The organism is Flavobacterium glycogeni, from assembly GCF_048286775.1.
In the GTDB taxonomy this organism is placed as follows: Bacteria; Bacteroidota; Bacteroidia; order Flavobacteriales; family Flavobacteriaceae; genus Flavobacterium.
Map to the genome: position 1 here is coordinate 87398 of NZ_JBLVPV010000006.1, position 24751 is coordinate 112148.

27 protein-coding genes are annotated in these 24751 nt (G+C 31.9%); all 27 read right to left on the minus strand.

Annotated features, from left to right (window positions below):
- Window positions 1–447: 447 nt before the first annotated feature.
- The gene (locus tag ACNQGX_RS06775) at window positions 448–1392 is read right to left on the minus strand and encodes a diguanylate cyclase (RefSeq protein WP_417975169.1); all 945 of its coding nucleotides are present in this window, start codon (window positions 1390–1392) and stop codon (window positions 448–450) included.
- 189 nt (window positions 1393–1581) lie between these two features.
- The gene (locus ACNQGX_RS06780; RefSeq protein ID WP_417975170.1) at window positions 1582–1920 is read right to left on the minus strand and encodes a hypothetical protein; all 339 of its coding nucleotides are present in this window, start codon (window positions 1918–1920) and stop codon (window positions 1582–1584) included.
- Between the two features lies 1 nt (window position 1921).
- Window positions 1922–2269 carry a hypothetical protein gene (locus ACNQGX_RS06785; protein WP_417975171.1) on the minus strand — a complete coding sequence of 116 codons (348 nt, stop codon included), beginning with the start codon at window positions 2267–2269 and terminating at the stop codon, window positions 1922–1924.
- A 53-nt stretch (window positions 2270–2322) separates the two neighbouring features.
- Entirely contained in the window at window positions 2323–2655 is a 333-nt protein-coding gene (locus tag ACNQGX_RS06790; protein WP_417975172.1) for a YtxH domain-containing protein, read from the minus strand.
- Between the two features lie 31 nt (window positions 2656–2686).
- The gene (locus ACNQGX_RS06795) at window positions 2687–2839 is read right to left on the minus strand and encodes a lmo0937 family membrane protein (protein ID WP_417975173.1); all 153 of its coding nucleotides are present in this window, start codon (window positions 2837–2839) and stop codon (window positions 2687–2689) included.
- 69 nt (window positions 2840–2908) lie between these two features.
- Window positions 2909–3061 (minus strand): lmo0937 family membrane protein, encoded by a 153-nt coding sequence (locus ACNQGX_RS06800; RefSeq protein ID WP_131994138.1) that lies wholly within the window; start codon window positions 3059–3061, stop codon window positions 2909–2911.
- 144 nt (window positions 3062–3205) lie between these two features.
- Entirely contained in the window at window positions 3206–3841 is a 636-nt protein-coding gene (locus tag ACNQGX_RS06805) for a porin family protein (RefSeq protein ID WP_417975174.1), read from the minus strand.
- A 195-nt stretch (window positions 3842–4036) separates the two neighbouring features.
- Window positions 4037–4498 carry a sll1863 family stress response protein gene (locus ACNQGX_RS06810; RefSeq protein WP_417975175.1) on the minus strand — a complete coding sequence of 154 codons (462 nt, stop codon included), beginning with the start codon at window positions 4496–4498 and terminating at the stop codon, window positions 4037–4039.
- Between the two features lie 174 nt (window positions 4499–4672).
- Complete coding sequence (locus ACNQGX_RS06815; protein WP_417975176.1) at window positions 4673–4858, minus strand: CsbD family protein; 186 nt, start codon at window positions 4856–4858, stop codon at window positions 4673–4675.
- A 203-nt stretch (window positions 4859–5061) separates the two neighbouring features.
- Entirely contained in the window at window positions 5062–5277 is a 216-nt protein-coding gene (locus ACNQGX_RS06820) for a hypothetical protein (protein ID WP_417975177.1), read from the minus strand.
- A 163-nt stretch (window positions 5278–5440) separates the two neighbouring features.
- On the minus strand, window positions 5441–6205 hold the full coding sequence (locus ACNQGX_RS06825) for a DUF4382 domain-containing protein (RefSeq protein WP_417975178.1): 765 nt from the start codon (window positions 6203–6205) through the stop codon (window positions 5441–5443).
- Between the two features lie 201 nt (window positions 6206–6406).
- Window positions 6407–7291, minus strand: coding sequence for an MlaD family protein (locus tag ACNQGX_RS06830; protein WP_417975179.1), 885 nt, complete (start codon window positions 7289–7291; stop codon window positions 6407–6409).
- Window positions 7292–7309: 18 nt separating this feature from the next.
- Window positions 7310–8086 (minus strand): ABC transporter ATP-binding protein, encoded by a 777-nt coding sequence (locus tag ACNQGX_RS06835; RefSeq protein ID WP_417975180.1) that lies wholly within the window; start codon window positions 8084–8086, stop codon window positions 7310–7312.
- A gap of 1 nt (window position 8087) precedes the next feature.
- Entirely contained in the window at window positions 8088–8846 is a 759-nt protein-coding gene (locus tag ACNQGX_RS06840; protein WP_417975277.1) for an MlaE family ABC transporter permease, read from the minus strand.
- A gap of 104 nt (window positions 8847–8950) precedes the next feature.
- Window positions 8951–9406 carry a PA2169 family four-helix-bundle protein gene (locus ACNQGX_RS06845; RefSeq protein WP_417975181.1) on the minus strand — a complete coding sequence of 152 codons (456 nt, stop codon included), beginning with the start codon at window positions 9404–9406 and terminating at the stop codon, window positions 8951–8953.
- A 164-nt stretch (window positions 9407–9570) separates the two neighbouring features.
- Window positions 9571–9789 (minus strand): YidH family protein, encoded by a 219-nt coding sequence (locus ACNQGX_RS06850; RefSeq protein ID WP_417975182.1) that lies wholly within the window; start codon window positions 9787–9789, stop codon window positions 9571–9573.
- 43 nt (window positions 9790–9832) lie between these two features.
- Window positions 9833–10216, minus strand: a complete 384-nt coding sequence (locus ACNQGX_RS06855) for a hypothetical protein (RefSeq protein ID WP_417975183.1) — start codon at window positions 10214–10216, stop codon at window positions 9833–9835.
- A 139-nt stretch (window positions 10217–10355) separates the two neighbouring features.
- Window positions 10356–12758, minus strand: a complete 2403-nt coding sequence (locus tag ACNQGX_RS06860; protein ID WP_417975184.1) for a glycosyltransferase — start codon at window positions 12756–12758, stop codon at window positions 10356–10358.
- Window positions 12751–13794 (minus strand): glycoside hydrolase family 130 protein, encoded by a 1044-nt coding sequence (locus ACNQGX_RS06865; RefSeq protein ID WP_417975185.1) that lies wholly within the window; start codon window positions 13792–13794, stop codon window positions 12751–12753. Before ACNQGX_RS06865 ends, ACNQGX_RS06860 begins: the two co-directional genes overlap by 8 nt.
- A gap of 273 nt (window positions 13795–14067) precedes the next feature.
- A complete protein-coding gene (locus ACNQGX_RS06870) occupies window positions 14068–15441 on the minus strand; it encodes an OmpA family protein (protein ID WP_417975186.1) in 1374 nt (457 codons plus the stop codon).
- Window positions 15442–15688: 247 nt separating this feature from the next.
- Window positions 15689–15847, minus strand: coding sequence for a hypothetical protein (locus tag ACNQGX_RS06875; protein WP_417975187.1), 159 nt, complete (start codon window positions 15845–15847; stop codon window positions 15689–15691).
- A gap of 17 nt (window positions 15848–15864) precedes the next feature.
- On the minus strand, window positions 15865–16338 hold the full coding sequence (locus tag ACNQGX_RS06880; RefSeq protein ID WP_417975188.1) for a Dps family protein: 474 nt from the start codon (window positions 16336–16338) through the stop codon (window positions 15865–15867).
- A gap of 243 nt (window positions 16339–16581) precedes the next feature.
- A complete protein-coding gene (locus tag ACNQGX_RS06885) occupies window positions 16582–17643 on the minus strand; it encodes a class I fructose-bisphosphate aldolase (RefSeq protein WP_417975189.1) in 1062 nt (353 codons plus the stop codon).
- 76 nt (window positions 17644–17719) lie between these two features.
- A complete protein-coding gene (locus tag ACNQGX_RS06890) occupies window positions 17720–18394 on the minus strand; it encodes a hypothetical protein (RefSeq protein WP_417975190.1) in 675 nt (224 codons plus the stop codon).
- Window positions 18395–18860: 466 nt separating this feature from the next.
- Entirely contained in the window at window positions 18861–19694 is an 834-nt protein-coding gene (locus tag ACNQGX_RS06895; RefSeq protein ID WP_417975191.1) for an ice-binding protein, read from the minus strand.
- A 265-nt stretch (window positions 19695–19959) separates the two neighbouring features.
- On the minus strand, window positions 19960–20175 hold the full coding sequence (locus ACNQGX_RS06900) for a hypothetical protein (protein ID WP_417975192.1): 216 nt from the start codon (window positions 20173–20175) through the stop codon (window positions 19960–19962).
- Window positions 20176–20348: 173 nt separating this feature from the next.
- Entirely contained in the window at window positions 20349–24551 is a 4203-nt protein-coding gene (locus tag ACNQGX_RS06905; protein WP_417975193.1) for a chemotaxis protein CheB, read from the minus strand.
- Window positions 24552–24751 lie beyond the last annotated feature (200 nt).

Genomic DNA, 24751 nt, shown 5'->3' on the forward strand with positions numbered 1-24751 from the left:
GATTAATTATTTTCTACAGCAAAGATTGTTTAGTTATTGGCTAAGAGTGTTACATAATTAAAAATGGAAGTTGTAAGATTCACTTATTTAAAATGTTAAATTTTACTTATATCACTGTAAATCATTTTATTATGGTTTTGAATATGTTAAAATAGATTATAGTACTTAAATTTGTTTTCTGTAAAAGGCTAGAAATGTCAAAAAAGTTTAATCCGAAACGCATTGTAGCAGAAGTGCTTTTGAAGAAAAGGACCAATATAAATATTTGGAAAACATAAAAAATAATAGTTGATGCCAATTCATAACTGAAAATTAATTCTCTATCAGTTCTTAAATTATTTATGAAAAAAGGGTTCAACTTTAATGAAAAAGTTAAACCCTGTTATTTTTAAACTGACACACTTTTATGGGAGTGTCTATTATTAAATTTAAAAGTCCGAAATGTTTTTATTTGAATACGATTTTCCCTTTTTCTCCCAAATTAAAAATAAACAGGGTAAGTTCTTTTGTAAAAGTATCAAGACTCAAAGCAGATTGTTTGATGTAATCTAACGATTCTTTCAGCTCATCGGGTGAATTTACAGATTGATTATTTAGCAAATAAGATAAACCTAAAATATTAGCAACGGGCTGCCTCACTTTATGGGAAGTCATGAACATCATTTCCTCCAGTCCATTGATGTATTCTTTTTGGTATTCTTCGGCTCTTTTCAGTTCTTGATTAGCAATAATTAATTCAGCTGATCGCTTTTCTTTTTCTTCATTTTGAAAAAGAAGTTCTCTGTTAGCAATGTTAAGTTCCGCTGTTTGAATTCTTCTTTCTTGGTTTTTAAGCGCAAGTTTTTTGTTTGCAAGGTCTAGTTCTCTGGCACGCTCTTCTTTCTCCTGGTTTTGAAAAGCAAGTTTTCGATTAGCGATAATCAATTCAATTGCTCGTTTTTCTTTTTCATCATTTTGAAAAGCGAGTTCTCTGTTAGCAATAATTAATTCAGCAGCACGTTTTTCTTTTTCTTCGTTTTGAAAAGCAAGTTCTTTATTAGCAATAATCAATTCAGCGGCTCTTTTCTCTTTTTCTTCGTTTTGAAAGGCAAGTTCTTTATTGGCTATAATCAATTCAGCGGCTCGTTTTTCTTTTTCTAAGTTTTGAAAAACAAGTTCTTTATTGGCTATAATCAATTCAGCGGCACGTTTTTCTTTTTCTTGATTTTGAAAGGCAAGTTCTTTATTGGCTATAATCAATTCAGCAGCTCGTTTTTCTTTTTCTAAGTTTTGAAAAACTAGTTCTTTATTGGCTATAATTAATTCAGCAGCTCGTTTTTCTTTTTCTGAGTTTTGAAAAGCAAGTCCTCTATTTACTAGTAGTAACGTTTCCTTTTTTATTCTTTTTTCCATGCTCTTTCAAATTAGTTTTCAAGCCATATATCTTAAATTAAATAAATTCAACAAGTTAAAAACCTTTGCTTATGAGCTTATTTAAAAGAGAACAAATAAATAGTTTATCCTTAATTATACAGGATTTATCGATTTATTGAGAATGTTGGATTTAAATAAATCAGTTCAAAACTAAAGTTCTAATCGTAGTTATGATTTTGAAGTATCGGAATGTTTTGTGACAAGATTAGTAATTACGAATTGTAGTAGCGTACCTAATATTCTTTTGATGGGATTATGGGTTGATCCCAGTAAAATTTTTTTAGTCAAATAACCTGTTGATATACCAATAACATTACCAAGTATATTTCCTTTAAAATCAGATGAGGTAGCCATTTGGCCAAAAACATTTTTGATTAAATTCAAAGGTTTTAAGCTTTCATACGTATGATAGTACTGATCTTTGAGGTGTACTAATTCGTTTGCTTGTTTTATTCTCAGCAATTGTATCGTTTCCTTAAGAATGTCTGTTTCGTTAATCGTTTTCATATTAACTTTTTTTAAGCATTTTGACAATAATAAAATTGCTGATTGGCATTTTAAGCCATTGATCTTTATAAATGTATAACACTATTGAAATCAGAAAATATGCGCTGGATACTATAAAAAAACCATAATATACTTTACCTAATAATTCGCCTATCCATAAGGAAAGACCAATGTTAGCAAGGAAGGCAAACATAACAAAAACAATAGAAACAGTTAATCGAGAAAGAAGCGAGGATAAAACATCAGCAGTTTTATCTACTGCATTTAACTTCACCAATTCTATGGTTGTTCGGGTATAGTCCTCCGCTTTCTCAAAAAGCATTTCTATTGTTGTTGCGTTGTTTTCCATGGTATTAATTGTAAAGGTATTTACTTGTGAAATCTTAATACTGAAGTGTCTTTTTAGATACTTGTGTTTTTAATTTCGTTTTTTGCATCATAAAATTTTGATTTTCCTTCAGCAATTAAAGTTTCACCATTATGTTTTGCATCACTAAATTTTGATTTTCCTTCAGCGATTAAGTTTTCGCCTTCGCTCCAAATTTTCTCATACTTTTTATTGATTGTTCCCAATAAAGTATCTAATTTGTCTTTTAATTCATCAGCATAATCGTTGCTTTTATCCATGATTTTTTTTCTTGTTTTATCCCCTTTTTCAGGTGCAAACAATACTCCTAATAATGCTCCAACGGCTACGCCTCCTAAAACTCCTAATATTATTTTATCTGCTTTCATAATTATGTATTTTATTGTTTTTATTATTTGATTAGATACTTCTACCTTGTATTAGTCTAAATAGTATTGCAATAACTGCAATAACAAGAAGCACGTGAATAATTGATCCTGCGCTGTATGCAAAGAATCCAATTGCCCAAAAAATGACTAAAATGACTGCGATTGTGTAAAGAAGATTGCCCATGATTTCTAGTTTTTAATTATTTATACTTTATTCTATTTGTTTTCATAGTTCAATTGATAGGTAGAAGTTTTAGATTCTTCTTCCTTGTATGATTCTAAATATAACTGCAATAACTGCAATAACAAGAAGTATGTGAATAATTGATCCTGCGCTGTATGCAAAGAATCCAATTGCCCAAAAAAGGACCAAAATTACTGCGATAGTGTAAAGAAGATTGCTCATGATTTTTAGTTTTTAATGATTAATTTTTAGTTGAATTTTAGTAAAGTTACAAATAAAATAAACACGTATCGTATTGTTTTGCAAAGCTTTACGTGTTTATTATGATGAATTTTATTGCAATTAAGATAGACTCATTACAATTAATTAAAATGCAAAAGCAGCGTAGAAACTCAAAACACTATTTTTAGCATCCGGAGAACTAAAGCTAGTCGATGAGTCCTCTTTCCCAATTTTAGTTAATCCATAATTGTAACGTACTCCAAAACTAACTGGTTCTAAATCAATCCCGACACCACCGGCAAGACCTGCGTCAAACTTGTTAAAATCATCTGTGTCAATGTTGTCTTCAAAATTATAGCTGCCACTATCTGACTTATTAGTCGTTTTGGCACCAACCATATAAGCAGCATAAGGACCTGCGTGAATATTAAAATTCTTGGTAACATTGACCACTAATAAAAGAGGTACTTCAATATAATCTAATTTAAACTGAGCAGTTCCACTTACAAAAGCGTTATTGTAAACTAGTTCTGCTCCTTTTCCAGTATAGGAGATTTCAGGTTGTAAAGCGATATTATCCGCAATAGATAATTTGGCAAAAAAACCAACATTAAATCCTGTTAGCATATTATTGTCGTCAACATCATCAGTATATAAATTAGAGAAGTTTACACCTCCTTTTACACCAAATTTCGCAACGTTTTCTTGAGCATTAGCATTAGTTAAAGTCATGAACGTTATGACTAATGAGGTAAAAATTAGTTTCTTTGAATTTTTCATTTTATTTGTTTTTTATGAATTACTATACTACAAATATCAACATCTTACTCTTTAACTTTGTTACAATACTTTTGGTTAAGTTTACATTATTCACACTTTAAATGATTTAGTATCAAATGTTTTTCAACTTTTTTTTTAATCAAAAAAATAATTAGACAAAAAAAGACAAGTTTTTTAACTTGTCTTTCTAATTCACTATTTATTATCTACTGTCAAGTTTTTCAATGCCTGACCGAGTTCATCCATATCACGATTGTATTCCTGTTTAAAAGATTCCCAATCACTATTGGCGTCATTTTTATAAGTTTGAATCTTGGCTTTTATTTCATTATTTTTTCGTTCTAAATCCACAATTTTTTTAGCATATTCTTCATCGATTGATTTGCCGGTTTTTTTCATACTGGCTTTCATTTCTGCTATTCGCATTTCGTTTTGAGCAATTGTAGCAGTAGTGCTTTCCTTGAATGCATCCCATTCTTCCTGAGTTGCTGCTTTTCTCGCATCTGTCAATTCTTCTTTTGCATCATCAAGATTTTCTCTAGCGTCTTCTACATTATCCAGAGCAGCTTCTTCTTTTTTGGAAGAATTCTGACAACCTGTTAAAACGGTTCCAGCCATGAAGGCTGTTACTGCAAGGGTAAAAAGTGTCTTTTTCATTTTATATAATTTTAAGATTAAATTTTTTGATGTGATTAAAAGGTTTTTTAGAATGCCATTTTATAATTCAAACTAGTAGAATTTTATGCTGCTAGTTTGAATTATGCAACGGTATTAACCAAAGTAAACAATGTAGTAATAGGGGCAAACAAGGGTTTTTTTGAAATTCAATTATTAGATGGATTCAATAATCTTAAGTAATTCTTCTTTTGTTATGCCTAATTTGATTTGAAGTTTAGCGATCATTTCCTCTTTCTTACCTTCTGTAAAAAGTAAATCATTCTCAGTCAAAGCGGCAAATTTTTGTTTTAATTTTCCTTTTTGCTCTTCCCAATTTCCCTTTAGTTCTGTTGAATTCATTTTTTTTTATGTATTGTATGCAAAATAGTTTTCACAATAACAAAGTTGGTGTGTTTAAGCATTAAATCAATTATATAACTTTTGGAATAAGTTGTTTTATTCACTGATTTTATAAAAATTAACAGGATTCCTGGAAAAAAGACTATTAGACTAAAAAAAATATTTTCAAGACATTGAAAATCAATAATTAATTTGCTGATTAATTAGGAAGTCTTGTTATGATTTGGAATGTATTTTTTTAACATATTTTCTAATGATTCGTAATAATCCGTTAGTGTTTTACTGTTTATTTCAGGATTTGAAATGTCCGGAATAGTTACAGGCATCTCTGATAAATATTTAGATAATTCAGGATAGTCATTTCGTATTTTCATTGTAATTTTAAGAATAGCTTCATTGAGTTCTTTTTCGGTTTTCATGTTGAATTAAATTTGAGATTATTTAGATCGGTATTTTTATTTGAACCTAAAAAAATAAAATCATTAAAGACATCGTAATATTGAATGATGTTTTTAATGATTTTAGATGTATCAGGTTGTATGTAAATGCTGTTTTGAGTTAAAAACCAGCATTACAATCCTCTTATAATAAAATAAAAGCTCCTATGTCAGTTGTAATACCGGCTGTAACTACTATATCAGTTTTTGTTACAGGCAATAACGGTAGAGCAGGAGTGATAGTAATGGTGTAAGTTCCGGGAGGAAGTCCCATTACTAAGAAATCACCGTTTTCATTTACATTGCTAGTATAACTGATGGCTGTTGATGAAGTAGCTTCAACTACCGCCATTGTTCCTATTGGAGTAATTTTACCTTTTATAGAACCGCTAATTGCTTTTTCTATTGTTCTGATAACCGGTTTCAATTGATACCCGCCATTTCCTAATTTAACTACAGATTTATTGGCATCAAAATCAAGAAGAACACTATACAAGATACCTTCTTGAAGTGTTTGGTTAACTTGAAGTTTTAATCCGCTTTGTTGTGCACTTGGAGTACTCAAAGGATAACTCACACCATCAAGAACTACTGTGTTATTTGGTCCTAGAATAAGTCTTATTTGTTTCACTTTAGCTGTTCCTAATGAATCAGTAGCAATTAGCGTATCGACACCATTAGAAAAATCAAGTAGGTTATAAACTCCTTTGTTTACATTTAGTGAAACACTTTCACCAGATTCACCAGTAACTTCTACTCCTTGTATGTCTACATTCACTTCATCATAGGGTCCCGGAGCGTCAGTCAATCTCACAGCATACGGGTAACTCGCATTGGTATCATCATCGTTACATGAATAGATTAATAATCCAAGCATGATGAAAGACATAATAAATTTCATTTTTTTCATTTTCATTTTAATTTAGGGGTTCAAAATATTTATAGTTTTGTAAAGATAATGCCTGCTTTAAAAGAGAGTGTTATAGAACTTTGCCATAAAGTTATAGGATTCACACTTTTGATATAAAAATAATAAGGCTTTTCGTAGATTACTGGTTGTTACTGTTTTGAGGTAATAAGTTTACTGTTTCAGCAAAGTTTTTATTGAGGATTATTTTATGGTGTCAAATTTGGCACCTATGTTTAATTCCTTTTTCATTTCCATTTCTTCCTGATTTTCCAAATCATCCAATTTTTTATCTTCTGCTTTTTTCTTTTTATTGAAATAACCTCTCAACAGGAAATTATGTTTTGCAGCTTCTATAACTTCATTAAGTCCTACTGTTCCGGTCTTAACATTTGTCAAGGTAGAATCAATCATCTGGCCCATTTTTTCATCACTCACTAATTTTGACAGCGCTCCTTTTCCATTATTCATTTTGACAGTAAATTTTTTAAATTCGCTGGAACTATTTTCGAGATTAGCAACCATGTTTTTTATGCTGTTTCCAAATTCCTCATCGGAGACTAATTTAGATAATGTCCCATTTCCATTATTCATTTTATAACTGAATTGGGCAAGTTGAGCCGTAATTACACTAGCATTATCAACACTTTTTTTAACACTAACCATTAAATCATCCATTTCTATAGCTTGTTTTGAAGCTATGTTATCGTTGTCTTCTACAATTATTTTAGAGTTTTTTCCGGAGGATATTGTGAGTACTTTATCGCCCATTAAACCATCTGAATTGATACTTGCAATAGCATCTTTTTTAATGTATTTGCGAACTTTCTCTTTTATGACTAATTTAATTACTACAGAAGTATCTGTAAGAAATTCAATCTCTTCTACTGTACCTATATTGATACCCGAAAAACGAACATTATTACCTACTTCAAGCCCGTTCACTGAATTAAATTTTGAATTTAATTCAAATGTAGAACCAAATAAATTTTTCTGTTTTCCAACAAAATAAATTGTTGTCACAAAAAGTACCAACCCTATAGTTACAAACATTCCTAATTTCCATTGGTATCCAGATTCTGTATTCATTTTTTCTTTCTTTATTGGTTATATGAAAAAAGAACGAACCCATTCGTCATCGCTTTTTTCTAATTCTTCATAAGTTCCCTCGGCATGTATTATGCCGTCTTTTAAAATCACCAGTCGATCAGCGGTGTGCTTTGCACAAGCCATGTCATGAGTAATAATAATGGAAGAGGTTTTATGTTTTTTTTGGATTTCTAACAATAATTCGCTGATTTCTCTTGACGTTATAGTGTCTAATCCAGTGGTAGGTTCATCATATAATACTATTTCGGGTTTCAGAATAAGCGTTCTGGCAAGTCCTATCCTTTTTCGCATTCCTCCTGATAATTCCGAAGGCATTTTATCAATTACTTCACTCAAACCGACACTTTCTAAAACCTCTTTAATTTGATTTTCTACCTCTTCAGCAGATAAATCTTTAGCATGTCTTTTTAAGGTAAATCCTAGATTTTCTCGAACGCTCATGGAATCATACAAAGCTGCATTTTGAAAAAGAAAACCAATTCGAACTCTAATTTTGTTAAGCTCATTAGTATCCAGTTTAGTGATATCGGTACCCAGTACTTTTATTTCGCCTTTATCAGCTATTACTAAACCAACTAAACATTTGATTGCTATTGATTTGCCAGAACCTGATTTTCCCAATACCACTAGGTTTTCTCCTTTTTTTACAGAGAAAGTAACTCCTTTTAAAACCTCATTATTCCCGAAGGATTTATAAAGTTTTTTTATTTCTATAACTGGAGCATTCGTTTTAGAAATAGGAGCAGGAGCTATTATTGTTTTTTCTTGTATCATTTTAGAAAAATAAATCGGTTAATTGTACGGCAAGCATATCAATAATAAATATTGCAAGCGATGCAGTAACTACGGCGGAGTTAGCGGCTTTTCCAACACTTTCGGTTCCATTAGTAGCATTAAAACCTTTATAACAGCCAATCATACCAATAAAGAAACCAAAGAAAAAAGTTTTCATAGTCGCCGGAAAAATATCTAAAAATGCAATAGATTCTAAAACTTGAGAGATATAACGGTATAAATTAACATCACTATGAATGTTTATACCTACATATCCTCCGATAATACCAATACCATCAGCATAAATCACTAAAAGCGGAATCATAAGCGTAGTGGCCAAAATCCTTGTAACGACTAAATATTTATATGGATTTATGGCCGAAACCTCCATCGCATCTATTTGTTCTGTCACTTTCATGGAACCTAATTCAGCACCAATACCGGATGAAACTTTACCGGCACAAATCAAAGCGGTAATTACGGGGGCAATTTCCCTGATTAGAGAAAGGGCAACCATACTTGGCAACCAGGATTCTGCACCAAACTTGGCCAATGTAGGTCTTGATTGCAACGTAAGCACTAATCCCATGATGAAGCCTGTGATGGTTACTAACGGCAAAGATTTATACCCAATAACATAACATTGTTTTATGAATTCCTTGATTTCATAAGGAGGCCTAATCACTTCTTTAAAAAAACGCATTGAAAATAATGTAATATTGCCTACATCATTAAAAGTTTCTTTCAAATAGATGATTATACTTTCTTTTTTGGCTGTTACTCTATTATTCATTTATTATTGTGTTTTTTATGGACGTGAATTAATCAGTTACTTAAAGTAAATTAGAGAAGAAAATATTTTGTTTAAGACAACATTAAATCTCCCAGTTTTTTGACTTTATCATGATGTGCCGTTAATAAAATTTGTTGTGATTTAAGCATAATAAGAAGTTCAGCGGTAAGATGATCAAAATTATCTGCCAAGGTGTCTTTATAGTTTTTTATCGCTATATATTCATTGTATTCAAGAGTATTCAAAATATCTTCTCGGTCTTTATCGATAAGACTTGCTTTGAAATTAATCCAAAACCTCATCAAAAAGCTGTTTTTTTTAATTACATCAACAGGAATTCCACCCATTTTTTGAACTTCTTCTGCCAGTTCTGATTTAAAATTTTCACTTGTTTTTTGGAATTCAGAAAACAAATCTTTTAAATTACTTTCTTCGATTACTTTTGTTGCAGTTTCATAAACCTGAATTCTATCATTATTGATTTCAATAAGATTATTTAATACCACGATTGATTTCTTTTTATTCATCTTATTATATTTTAACAGTCTAAGCTAGATTATACTGTACTACACTTTATTTAAAATAAGCTGCTTTACAAAATTAATCAGAATTATAGGTAAATGTGTTATATAACTATAATTTATTGTTGCATTATTCACACATTCAGTAGATTAGGCTATATATGTAAGAGTTAAGCTTCTTTTTTGCTTATTACTATCAAAACAACACCTCCCACAGCAAGTACAATTCCTATAACTGGAGACCATTTTATGGGATGATTGACTTCTTTGTTGATTTGAATTGGACCTATGTCAACCACTTTTTCAGTTGTTACATAATTAAAACTGGTATACAGCAACATAATTATTCCTAAAATAATCATAACGATTCCTATAGTTCTTATTTTCATTTTTAAAGTTTTTAAGTTGATATATAATTTTATGAAGTTTGAATTAAGCTCTTGAAAAGTATTCTTTTACAAAAGTATGTTGCAGATTCTCTGTCATTTTATCGGTGTCTTTAATTTCGAATTTAATTTTTAAAAAACGGATGTCTTCACTCAAAAGATCAAAGAGTTCTATTTTTGCATTCGTTGGCCCAAAGAGAATTACGCGTTTGTAATTTTTTATGGTTTCTCCAATTTTTTTATAGTAATCAAAGAGTTGTTTTTTCTCTTTACTGAAATTTGAGTTTTCGGATTTCGCTAAACTTGCAATTTTTTCCTGATTGCCAAGTTTAGATTTGATGGTTTCTATTTTAAAATGCTTAGTGGTAAATTCCATTAAATGAGCCATGGAATGATCCATCCAAATGCCTAATTTTTTTGTTGTTTTCATAGTTGTTTTTTTAGTGTTGTCTGATGTAACTGTTTTTATAATTAATTACAATTGTTTAAAGTTCAGTTGTTTAATTTAAAAAAAAATATTACATTATTTTAGGTAAAAAATTGTATAATTTACATGTTTGTAAATTGTATTAATGGGTAAGATTCATTTTTGATGAAGGGAATTTTGTCAACTTATTTGGATTTCCAATGTGTATAGGAATAGTTTTTCCTTCTTTTTTAAATGATTTTTCTATTGTTAATCTTGCCATCAAATAGCTTACTGTTGACTCCGCACCTTGATTTAGATTTACATAATCTTCTTCTAATCCGTCATAGCATCCCCCTGTACAAGGATTATAAATAATTTGATGTAAATGATTGTTTCCTAAAAACCAATTAAATGCTGTTACCATTTTTTCAAAGTATTGTTCATTTTTAAAAACAGCAGCAAATTTTCCTAAAGCCAGAATAGTATACGCCACATCAATAGGTTGTTCGCCTCCTATAGGGCTCTGAGCTAATTGATTTTCTTTGTCAAGCCATCCTTTATTAGAAATTACCTGAATCCTGTTTTCTATAAAAATTTTAGAAAGAAGAAAGTCAAAGGATGATTTTGCAATTTCCTTATAAATTAATTCATCTGTGGCTAACCAAGCACAAAGCATCGCTTCAGGTAAAATACTGTTGCCGTAAGTAAGATAACTTTCAAACCAATTCCATTCCTTAACTGCTTCGTGTTTGTACATTTGTACTAGCCTGTTAGCTAATTTCTTAATTATAGAAATGTTTTGTTGTGACACGCTTTTTGTATTATAATAATACACTCCTTTGATTATGAAAGCCATTGCTCGCGTGGAGTGAATTTCAAAAACATTTACTAGTGCACTTTCCATGGTAAGAGCAGCATCTTTAGCTAACTCTTCGGGAAGAATGCCGCTGATTGAATTTAGATAGCCCAAAGCCCAAATTGCTCTTCCATTTGAATCTTCTAAGTTTGTTTTGTAGTTTTGTTTTGTGAAATTATACTCTTCATTTATATAATTTAGAAAATATCCATTGGGTTGCAAACAATATTTTATAAAATCAAAATAGATTTGGATGTATTTTAAATCATTATAATCCTTTGTCAATTCATATTGCTGACATAGGGCTACCATGGCTCTGGCATTGTCATCTAGAGTATATCCAGAATCAATATCCGGTTGATTGATAATTGAAAATTGAATCATTCCAAAAGAAGTAGTTAGCTTTTTTATATGATTAAGATTGACTTTTGGAAGTTTATAATGCAAACCGAAGTCTTTCTCTCCAATTTTTTTAAATAACATTGCATGAGCAATAGCCGCATTTTCCCAAGCGGTAGGGGCAATTCTATGCACCCCGTTTGAGCTAATATTCTTTCTCAATTGTTCATTAAGCAATAGAATATTAGTTTCTTCAGCTAATTGTTTTGGATTGTCAAAATCAATGATAATTCCAACATCATTCTTCAACACTTCACAGGCATGGGGAATAGGTGTTGAAATAATTGGGCAACCGCAACTAATAGCATACGAAAAAGTTCCGCTTACTGCTTGATTTGGGTCTTTGGAAGTAAATAGATAAATATCAGTTAGTTGTAAATACTCTAAAAGATCGGGTAAAGGCAGAAAATGATTTATAAATTGAACATGTTCTTGAAGTTGTAAATCTTCTATCTTAGCTTGAAGCATCAAACGGTATTTTTCGCCTTCCTCTTTTACCACAGACGGATGGGTTTTTCCAATAATTAAAAAGAGCACATCTTTATTCTTTTTTACTATTTCAGGCAATGCTTCTAAAGTAGTTTCAATGCTTTTTCCAGAGCTTAATAATCCAAAAGTCGAAAGTATTTTTTTTCCTTCTAATTGGTACTTGATTTTTAATTCCTCTTTATCAGAATGGGGAACTAAATGGGTTCCGTGCTGAATTATTGTTATTTTATCTATTGCAACGCCATAATCTCTAACTAATAACTCCGCAGCTGAATTCGTCATTACAATTACAGAATGCGCTTCTCGTGCTATATCTTGAACATTTGCTTCTAATGATGGATTAGGTCTGGGGAGCACGGTATGGAAAACTATGATAACAGGTTTTTGAAGTGTTTTTATAAACTGTCTTAAATGGGCCTCACAATTTTTAAATAATCCAAATTCATGCTGAATCAACACCATTTGTAAATTATCACTAGTGTTAATTTGATTTGCCAAATTGATAAAGGCATTCAAATGATCTGTATTGAGAATGTATTTTATAGCATCAGTATAAGTATGTTGCTCATTATTCGATTCCAAAGGACAAATTTTTATTTTAAAAAACTTCTGAAATTTATTATTCAGAGCTTTAATCAAATCCTGTGAATACGTTGCAATACCGCATTCTCTTGGAGGATATGTTGTGATAAATAAGATTTCAGGTAACTCCTTTTTTGTGTCCGGATGCAGTAAATTATTTAACTCATTCCCATACGTATTTTTTGGAATACTTACAGATTGTATATTTTGGCTTTTAACGACGATTTTATTAATCATGATCTATTGTGTTTAGCATTAATTCTTTAAGTAATTCTGATTGATTAAGTGAGGCACAGCCAACACGCTCATCTGCGGCACCATAATAGATGTACAGCGTATCTCCAAATAAAGCAGTACCGGAAGGGAAACATACATTATTCACCTCTCCTTTTAATTCCCAACTTAGTTCAGGTTTAAATAGGGGATAAGGCAATCGTGCAATTTCTTTCTGGGGATCATGTAAGTCAAATAACGAGGCACAGGCGGAATAAACATAGCCTTTTATGGTATCTTCTACACCGTGATAGATTAATAACCAACCAAATTCCGTTTCAATAGGAGGGCAGCCTCCTCCGATGTAGCTTGACTCATGGTTGTATTGTGGTGCTAAAACAATAGTCTCTTCAAAACCAATAAAATAATTTTCCCAGAATTCAGGCGTGAGTTCCACTAATTCATTTACTGCAACAACGATTTGTATATCAGGCTTTATTCGATGCAAAAAATACAGCATTCCATTAATTCTTCGTGGAAAGAAAATTAAATTTTTATCCCAAAGGAGGACTTTTTCGCCATCTTTTTTACGAACGCCTTTCTGTCGATTATAACGAAAGTATTTTTCACTTTTTGGGTCATCAGATTTAGAAAGTTTAACAAATTCCTGATATGTTATTTGTGCCACGATTATGCCTTGTTTTACCCATTCGATTAAATCTTTCGATAAAGCCAAAGCACCTAAAGCATTTACACCATCATAAGCGGTATAGGTAAGGTAATATAAATCATCAATTTTTACAATGCGTGGATCTTCAACGCCATGAGATTCATAATCAAATTCAGAAATGATAATGGGTGAATCATTTCGATTTTCAACCGTAAGCGGCCCATCTAATTTACTATAGCCGATACTAGAGTAATTCCCATAGCTTACCGCCCTATAAAAGAGATGTACATTATTTCCTTCTTTTATTGATGCAGGATTTAAGACTCCTTCATTTTCAAAATTGAGTACTGTTTTTTGAATTATAATGCCTTCTTTTTTAACTGCTATCATGATAAATGGTATGAAAAGATTATTTAATAATTCTTCAGTAAAAACAATGTTTTCGAGTAGTACATATGATTCACAAAAAATATAAAGGTCGATTTCTTATCCGTCAAATGTGTTATATAAATTTTTAAATTAGTTATACTATTCACAGTTTTAAACACTAAGGTTCTTTTTATTATGCAAGTAGCTAACTTTAATTATTGGTCACAAAAAAAGGGCTGTTGTCACCAACAGCCCTTGCCAAACCAAAAAAAACCCAACCTAATCTTATTGTCTTTAGTAGTTCATTTTCAACTCTACTCTTCTGTTTTTTGCACGGCCTAAAGCGGTTTTGTTACTGGCAATTGGTTTGCTTTCACCATAACCTATCGCTGTCAATCTAGAGGCAGCAATACCTTTTTCCATTAAATAATTTTTAACGCTTTCAGTACGTTTTTGAGATAATTCTAAATTGAATGCATCACCACCATTACTGTCTGCATGTCCTTCAATAACCAAATTAGAAGCTTGATATTTATTAATTAAGGTTACTAATTCGTCCAATTGTACTAAAGAAGCAACTTTTAATTTTTCACTATTATTTTCGAAGAAAATTTTGCTGCCTAAATAGGTAATTCTTTGTATGTCTTGTTTTGTGATTTCAGGACATCCTTTATTTTCGATAGTTCCTTTAACAGTAGGACAACGGTCATCCATATCAGCTACACCATCACCATCAGAATCAGGACAACCATTTAAACTCAATGGACCCGCAACATCTGGACAACGGTCTAAATCATTTACTACTCCATCTTTATCATTATCCATAGGACAACCCGTTGCATCAACTTTAGTTTCCATTTTAGTATCTGGACATTTATCGTTGCTATCAGCTACACCATCATTATCAGCATCAGGACAACCATTTAAAGCAACAGTTCCCGCAACATCTGGACATGTATCTAAATAATCAGCAACACCATCTTTGTCTTTATCCAAAGGACATCCATTTGCATCTACTGAAACACCGGCTGGAGTTTCAGGACAAGTATCATTACGATCCGAAACACCATCATTATCAGCATCTTTTTTGTCTCCAAAATTGAAAGTCAAACCAGCCATGTGTGATAAGTAAGCATCTTTTTTACCTGAAACAACTCCATCTCTTCGGTCTTTATTAGAATAACTGAAGGTTTCTTGTAAATTAAGCATGATTCCAGGACTCAACCGGAAATTTAATCCACCACCTGCAGTAGGTAAAGCGTAATCAATTCTATCTTGATCAAAGTTTAAATCATTGTCAAACAACATAGCACCAACTCCTACAAATGCGTAAGGTCTTACTATAGATTCTGGTCCAGTCATATTAAATCTTAAATTTAATGCTACCGAATTGAAATCACTCTTGAAACTTCCTGAAGGACTATTATAACCAATTGTTCCTTTTGAAGCCAGAAAATTTAAATCAAAATAGCGACCTAAATATCGCGATACTGACAAACCTCCAAAACCATAAAATGCTTTATCCGTTTTGTAAAAATTATTACCAAGATCCCCTTGATATTGGGTTACACCACTATGAAGACCAATATTCCATTTTTTATCTTCTGTTTGGGCTTTCGAAATTAATGTAAATGCTAAGCATGTACAAAGTAGCAGGATTTTTTTCATTTTAATTTATTGCTTGATTAATTAATGCAAAGATGACTAAGAAGAAATGGATTAATGTTATAGAACTTTATGAATAAGTTGCATCATTCCCACATTTCGATTATTGCATTTCTATCCCAAAAAAAGAACTATTAAAAAACTAATTTTCTATTAACTGCTCTGGGATTGAGGTTAAAAAAAATTTTTTAATAGTTCTGATTTCTATATTAAAAAAATACAGAATTTGCATTAAGTAAATGATTATAAATTATTTATAATTTAAATCCGTATCATGTTTTTCAAGATATTCTGTTTTAAAATCAGTTTCTGTTATTGATTTATCTTCTTCCATTTTTTTAGGAATTATTCTACCAACTCTACAATGACTTTTGGAGGCTGAATAAACTTTGTTTTCTGAATTTTCCATCTGTTTTATGTTTTTTATTATTCTAAATATCGTCTTAGTGTCCAAGCCATTGTTTCGTGTGCTTCCATCAAACCGGTAAGGAAATCAGCCGTTCCGGCATCCTTATTTTCTTCCGCACTTAGGTCAACATCTTTTCGAAGATGAATAATAACGGTTTCATGATCTTCTAATAATTCTTTAACCATTTCTTTTTGAGACGGGTAATGATTAGGCGATTCTTTGATTATAGTTAAATCTGAAAACTCTTTCATTGTTCCAATAGTTTTCCCTCCTAATTTGCTGATGCGTTCTGCAATTTCATCGATTGAAGCTTCCAGTTGTGTATATTGGCTTTCAAATAATTTGTGAAATTCCATAAAACTTTCGCCGGAAACATTCCAATGAAATTTTCGTAATTTAACATACAGTGTCATTTCATTCGCTAAAATTGAGGACAGGATAGAAATGCTATTTTTTAAATGTTCTTGTGTAATTCCAATTTGTAGTTTCATATTTCCTATATTTTATTATTTAATTGCTACTTTTTTAATGACTTCATACAAGTTCTTTTTGTAATTATTTAAACGGTATGTGACAAGTAAGAAAGTATCCTAATTATTACAAAGGTCCTTTTATTCCTTTCTTAAAGTATTATAGAATTGTGAAAATAAGTTACATGATTCACACCTTGTGGTTGCTTAAAAGGTATATAATCAATGTTTTAGTTTGTTTGGGAAGTTTTTTTAAATGCAGTTTTAAGCAATTGAAACTTCTTTTGCCAGATAAATTTCCTGTACTGCATTTATAAGTTTTACGCCTTCGCCAAAGGGACGCTGGAAAGCTTTTCTACCCATAATCATTCCGGCTCCACCAGCTCGTTTGTTTATAACGGCTGTTTTTATGGCTTCGGCTAAATCAGTTTTGCCTTTTGATTCGCCTCCTGAATTAATCATACTGATACGTCCGGAGAAACAATTCATTACCTGATAGCGGCATAGATCGATGGGATGATCGCTGGCTAATTTGGTATACATATCTGGATTTGATTTAGCAAATTTTAACGAAGTAAAACCACCGTTATGTGTAGGTAGCTTTTGTTTAATAATATCTGCCTGAATAGAAACCCCTAAATAATTGGCTTGACCGGTAATATCAGCTGCTGTATTGTAATCCATGCCATCTTTTATAAATGCGTCATTTCTGGAATAACACCAAAGAATGGTTGCCATACCCAAATGATGCGCTTCCTCAAAAGCCTTTGCCGTTTCTATGATTTGCCTGTCCGATTCGGCGGAACCAAAGTAAACAGTCGCGCCCACAGCTACAGCGCCCATATTCCAAGCGTCTCGAACACTCCCAAACATAATTTGATCGTATTTGTTGGGATAGGTCAGGAGTTCATTGTGGTTAATTTTCACTACAAACGGAATTTTATAGGCATATTTTCTGGATAGCATGGCAAGTCCTCCCATTGTAGAAGCTACTGCGTTACAACCTGCCTCAATGGCTAATTTTGCAATATTTTCAGGATCAAAATAAATGGGATTTGGAGAAAATGAACTTCCCGCAGTATGTTCAATTCCTTGATCTACGGGTAAAATAGAAATATAACCTGTGTCAGAAAGTCGGCCGTGATGGTACAACTGCGCTAAACTCCGAATCGTTTGTCCGTTTCGATTGCTTTGTGAAAAAACGGTGTCTATATGTGATGGATTGGGCAAATGAATTTGATCTTTCGAAATTGTTTTACAGACATGATTCAATAAAGAGTCTTTTTCATCGCCTAATAAAGCTAATAATTGGGTTATATCTTTCATTTTAATTTTGATTTGAATGATTGCATCCTTTTTATAAACTATTAGAAAATTATTTTTTTCGAAAGTATATTTGATTTTATCTCGAAGGTTTCATATTGTTTCCTGTTTTAAATTTTTCCGGAAATTGTTTAATGATACCATTGGCAAGCATATCTGACATTTGCAGAATTTCATTATGTACTTTATCGTAAGCAATAACATCAGCATCGTAATTCTTTTTGATGCGTTGTACGGCTTCATTCGTAGTTAGTTTGAGGTGATCGTTCATCATCATTTTCATATCTTTTAAAGCCCATTTAGGATTTGCTTTGCAGAGAAATTCAGATATCTCGTCAGCGTTGGCATACCATTTTTTATTTGCTTTATTAAGTGCAACAGTATTTCCGGCTTCTGCCGCGTTGACAACATCTGCCGCGATGATAATATGTTCTTTCAGTAATTTCGTTAATTTATTTCCGGCTGCTTCTCCGTAAAATGGTTTAATGGCGTTACCAATGTCAACCTGGTTTTGAAGCAGTCGTTTTATTGCTTGATCCGTTCCGGGAAGTTCGTCAACAAGACACAAAATTACATTACGAGTCCATGTAACATGGTCTTCCCAAAGTTTGCGCATGTTGGTTTTGAGTGTGGCAGCACTTACTGTCGAAACCGTTTTTTTACTTTCCATTTTCATTTGACCGAAGGAAGGACTGGAAATAAGTACCGCAATCATCACTGTGATTGCTGAAAAAAATGTCGTTGCTTTTTTCATTTTGTATGGTTTTTATGGTTTTATTTTTTTGAAACAGTAAAAAAAATACTGTTTAACAAACGCTGCTACAACGGCATCTTTCTCAAAAAGAAAAGGATTAAACCGTTGCAATAATTTTATGTAATTCTTTTTTATTTTACCAATGCTTGATTTGGGGTTTTATCAAGCACCTTTCCTTTTTTGTTTTCTTTTAAATATCAGGTCATTGTCCATTAAGACTATAGATGTCTGTTTGAGTTTAGCTCTCTGCTCATTCCAGTTTCTGTAGTTTTTATTTCTTTGGGAGAATAAATTTACAGAATAAATTTAATATTACATAGGTAAGTGTTTTATTTTAAGGAAGTTATATGTTAAAATAAATTTTATATAATAAATCCATGATCTTTGCAACGATACTGCTTTTCGGGAAATAAAAAAGAGGCTGACCTTACGGACAGCCTCTTTTTGAGGATTTAATTTTTTTAATTTATTGTGGCTGTGTCACAGCATTCATTTGAAGTGTTACCGCAGTTTGTGCTAACAACCTTCCGTTTATTGATGCGCCTGTTTGCAAATTAATAGCTGTTTGTCCCAATATATTGCCTTCAAAATGACTTGTAGTCCCTAAGGTTACGGAGCCAGTGGTTTGCCAGTAAATGTTTTTGGCTTGTGCACCTTCACTCAATGTTATTCTCACGGCTGAACTCATATCAAGTGTTCCTGATATTTGAAATATCCAAACATCATCTGGACCTCCCGAAATTGTAATATCAGTTGGGATTATAACTGCACTTGTCCATTTATACAGTCCAGGTGTAAGTGTTTTACCTCCAATGTTTCCAGCACCTAAATTTAAGAAATCTGGGTTTAAGCGTCCTGCGGCGTCAGTGTATGCGGTTTGCATATCGCCTATGGCTGTGGTTAATCTTGTTGCGTTAGTTACTCTGCAAGGAAGTGGGCCTGCTGCATCAACTGTGTATATTGTCCCTGTTACTTCTGCACATTTTAGTAGAATAGCAGCACCAGTGATAGGACTTGAACCAACATCGCCAGTAACAGCAGATTTATAGACATCAGTAATTCCTGTTTTTGACAGAATCACAAAATCGCCCGAAACTCCAAGATTTACACCTTCTAATCCACCAGTTTTTGACGGAAGATTATAAGTTTCATTTATTGCGTATATATCAGAGTTTAGAGGATCTGATTTCTCAACTGAAGACAAATTTGATGTTGAATTCTCATCTGTTTCGTTACTGCAACTGGACATAACTACTACAAGCAGTAAGGCTAGTGCAGGCAATGTATTTTTTAACTTCATAACTTCGTTAATTAAATTTGTGACTTAATTATCACTAAACAAAGATGAACCCTTGGTTTTTATATAAGTTATGTAATTTTGAAAAAAAGTTATAACATTCCCACTTTTAAAAAAAAAGAGCTATATACTATCCATATACCAACTTAATTTTTTTTCCATTTTTTGATATTTAAAAAGTGTATGGATGATTTTTTACAAACGAACAAAGCAGTTTCACTTTTCACTAAATAATCAAATGTATTATTGACTAAGAAAAGATTTGTTTTCATTTTTCATTATTTTTGAGAATCGCATATTCAATTTCAAGTTCTCTGCAGACTTGATTTAAAACTTCTTCAAGTTGAATCACTAACCCAGATATTTCATCAACTTCTTGTTGTGTAGTCGGATATTTTTGAATTTTTTTTGCCATGTTTTCATAATCAGCGCTTATTCCCATGATTGAAAAGGAGGGAATCATTTTATGCACAGCCGCTTGCAATAAATCCCAATTTTATCGTGTAAACTTTGTTTAATCGTGCTGATTAATGTAGGGATTTGTTCCAGATAAATGGAGATCATTTCCATCATTAATGCAGGATTAGATTTAGTGCGATGGTTTAAATAACTTAAATTTATGTTTTTAATTTTTTTGTTTCATCGGGGGAATTTATTTTATTTTTTTTCAGATTTAGTAATTGGGTTCTTTACTAAACTAACTATTTTGCTATATAATAATCTTTCATCAACTGGTTTAGCTATATAATCATTCATTCCTACAGCTTTACATTTTTCCAGATCAACAGTTGTAACATCAGCTGTCAAAGCAATGATTGGGATTTTTAAATTCATAGTGTTTCGAATGTATTCTGTAGTTTCAAATCCATTCATTACTGGCATTTGCAAGTCCATTAAAATAATATCATACGATTTTACCAGCAGCTTTTCAATGGCAATCTTTCCATTGTCAGCAATATCACGTTCAAATCCGAAATCATCCAATATTGTTTTCATCAAGAGTTGATTGAGTTTTATATCTTCTACAACCAATATTTTTATATCTTTTACTTCTGTATCTACTACTTTTTGGGTAGTTTCTAATTCAGTATTTATTTTTGTTTTTTGAAAAGGCAAAGTAAAACTAAATGTAGAGCCTTCATTAATTTTGCTTTTGACACGAATACTTCCTCCTTGTGATGTTACCAGTTGCTTAACAATGGCGAGCCCTAAACCGGTCCCTCCATATAGACTTGAAGTTCCGTTGGCAGCCTGTTGAAAGTTTTCAAATATTAAATCGATATTATCCTTTGGAATACCAATTCCACTATCTGTAATTGCAAATTCAATAATTACTTTTTCTTCATCTTCAAACAATAAACTGGTGCTAACCATAATTTTACCCTGAGAAGTAAATTTCACGGCATTGCTTACTAAATTTAAAATAATCTGGTGCAATCTAATAGGATCTCCTAAAAGTACAGCAGGTATTTTTTGGTCATAATTTGTAACTAATTTTAAATTTTTTTCTTGAATTTTTGTCTCAAATAATTGAAGCATTGAAGTTATAGAAGCTTCCATTTTGAATGGTTTTTGTTCAAAAGTCATTTTACCGGCATCAACTTTTGCTAAATCAAGTATGTCATTAATCAATGCAATTAATGTATCACCACTCATTTTTATGGCATTTAAATATTCTTTTTGTTTATCAGATAAATCGGTTTTTAAGATCACTCTGGTAAATCCAATGATGGCATTCATTGGAGTCCGGATTTCGTGACTCATATTTGACAAAAATTGTTGTTTTGCTTTCATCGCATCTTCAGCAATTCGTGTAGCCTCTTCTGCTTTACTTTTAGCTTCTTCAGCTGTTAAAGTTGCCAATTCTGCAAATACCTTTGATTCTATTAATTCGGATTCAATTCTTTTTTGATCCGTTACATCTCGGGCAACAATAACCACACCGAGAACATTTCCGCTGTCATCCTTGTAAACTGATCCGTTTAATAATACGTCAGTAAGTTTGCCATTTTTGTGAAGTAGCTTGAGAGGGGAATTGGTAATAAGGCCTTTAGCAAATACTTCCTGATAAATAGCTCGTGCCTTTTCAGGTTCAGTAAAATATCCAAAGAAATCAGATCCTTTTAATTTTTCACGGGATATGCCTGTGATATTTACTGTAGCTCGATTCATATCCGTAATCTTACCTTCATTACTTATTGTCATTAAAGGGTCGAGACTGGCTTCAATAAGATTAAGGAAATATTTTTCTTTGAGATAATAGCGAGAACGGTCCGTAATATCTTCTATAGCAAGAAGAATTAATTGTTCACTATTTGTTTTTTGAATAATCAAATGAGCATTAAGCAACATTATTCTTTCCCCAATTCCAGAAAAAGTGTGCGTTACTTCAAAATTTTCGAAACTGCTATTTTTCGAAAATATTTCATTTAAAACTTCACGGAGTTTTATAATGTTCCATTGTTTATTTCCTAAATCAAATAATAATTTCCCTTCCGTTTCGTCTTTATCAACCAGAAATTTTTTGTAAAAAGATTTATTAGCTGAGATTACATGAAAATTCTTATTCAGAATAAGCATAGGCTCATGTATGGTAGCAATAATGGCTTCAGAATACTCATGTGATTCTATTAATAAATCATGTCGCATTTGTAATTCTTGATTGGTCGAAATAAGCTCTTCATTAGTGGCTTCGATTTCTTCTTTTGAGGTCTCAAGTTCTTCATTCAAGGTTTGGAACTCTTCATTTGAGGAAACTATCTCTTCATTTGCAGCCTGTAATTCCTCATAAATAGTTTCTTGCGATTCAATGATAGCAATCATTTCTGTACGGGTCGTATTTAACTCCTCGGTCAGTTTTTTTATTTTTATGTCTTTTAGTGTCGTATTATTTGTTGTATCAGAATCACTATCGATAAATTTTTCTATCAAATCCTGAGGTTTAAAAACAATAAGCAGTAAGGGCTCGTCCCACTCAATTTTTAGGGGACAAACTTCAAAAGACATCAATCTTAAAACGGAGTCTATTTTTATTTCAATGCCTGATTTGTATGCGGATTGTTTTGTTTCTATTACTTTATTAATCGCATTGCGAAGTTCAAAAGCAAATTCTGGCCGTGCCATTTTTAAAATATTAAGACTGGCTTTACCCGAAGCATGTTCGAGGTAGGAAGAAACGGGACCTCTAAATTGCAAGATTTCCATGTCTTTATTAACTACCGCACAAGCAGGCATATAATTAGAAAGAAGCGTAGAATCGATAGCGTTTTCTAAACCTTCTTGATTCACACTTATATTTTTAGAGGTAATATTTGTTTTTTTACTGGACATATTAGTACGCGTAAAACGAGGTGTTAATTCAAGTATCTTTCTCACTCCCAAATTATTTTTTCGAGAATAGATTTTAAATTTATTATTTATTAGAGTGAAAAGCAGCGATGATGTTCCTGTACTTTCGGCTTTACCAAGCATTAAAAATCCACTGTCATTCAAGGCAAAATGAAGGGATGTAAAGACTTTTTTTTGTGCAGCTGAATCGAAATAAATGAGAAGATTACAACAGCTGACAAAATCCATACGTGAAAAAGGAGGATCACGTAAAATATTGTGAGGGGCAAATATGCACATTTCACGAAGTTCTTTTATAATACGATAGTTATCACCTTCTTTAGTAAAAAAACGGGACAAATACTTTTTGGGAATACCATCGATATCACTTTGCGAATATTCTCCTATTCGAGCATCCCTTATTGCTCCTTCGCTTAGATCAGTTGCGAAAATTTGAACGGGTATCTTATTTGTTTTATTGTCTTGTAATTCGGCAATAATCATTGCAATCGAGTATGCTTCTTGTCCTTTAGAGCAGGCGGGAACCCATATTCTCAGCGTTTCTTCAGAAGATTTACTATTTAACAGTCTTGGAAAAAGATTCGTTTTTAAAAATTTGAAGGTTTCGGTTTCTCTAAAAAAACTGGTTACATTAATTAGTAAATCCGTATAAAGAATTTCAATTTCATTATTTTTTTTAAATAAAAGTTTTGCATATTCTTCTATTGTTTTTATTCCATATTGCTGCATTTTATGGTTTATCCGTCTCTTGATGGTGGGCATTTTATAGTGACTGAAATCTACACCCGTTTGTTTGAGTAAAAGTTCAAAAATGGTGTTTAAATCATAGTTGTTATCTTCAACGACAGTTTCTTCTTTTTTATCTTTTTGTTTAGCATTCTTTTCAAGAAAACCATTTTTACTAATGCGAACTAATTCGTCTGCAATTTCCTCTGGAGATAAAATATAGTCTACCACTCCTGAAGAAATAGCAGATTTTGGCATACTGCTGGCTTGTGCCGTTTCATCTTGTGCAAAGGTTATTCCTCCAGCATCTTTAATCGCTTTGAGCCCAATCATACCGTCACTGGCATAACCCGAAAGCACTATACCAATAACATTTTCTTTGTGGGTTTCAGCTAGTGAGGAAAAAAGAAAATCGATTGTGAGGTTAGGAACGTTTTTTTTAATACGGGGATGTAATTGAATGTGCCCGTTAATTACCTCAATTACTTTATTAGGAGGAATTATATATAGATTATTGGGCTCCATTTTTTCCATATTATCAATTTCCTGCACTTTCATTTTAGTAATCTTAGAAAGAATTGAAGTCAGTAAACTTTTATGGTCAGGACTTAGGTGTTGGACATAAATATATGCCATACCAGTATCTGGAGGTAATTTTTTTAATAAAAGGCTAAAAGCTTCCAGTCCTCCCGCTGAGGCACCTATAGCTACAACCGTAAAAGATTTTTTTTTTGCTTCTTTTTCGGATGTCAATTTTTTAGGAGAGGACTTTTGAACTAATTCCATTTTTTAGTTTTGTATTTTAAGTCATAGTTTGATGATGGCCTATGAAATGTTGTCTAAACTGTTATACTTTGTCACTCTTGAAAACTTCGATTTGAAAATAAAATCAAATTAGAACATATTGTGTCACAAATATTGAATATAAAGATACAGGTAATACTTTTAGAGATTTAATAAATGATGGCTTTTGCAATATAAAAACA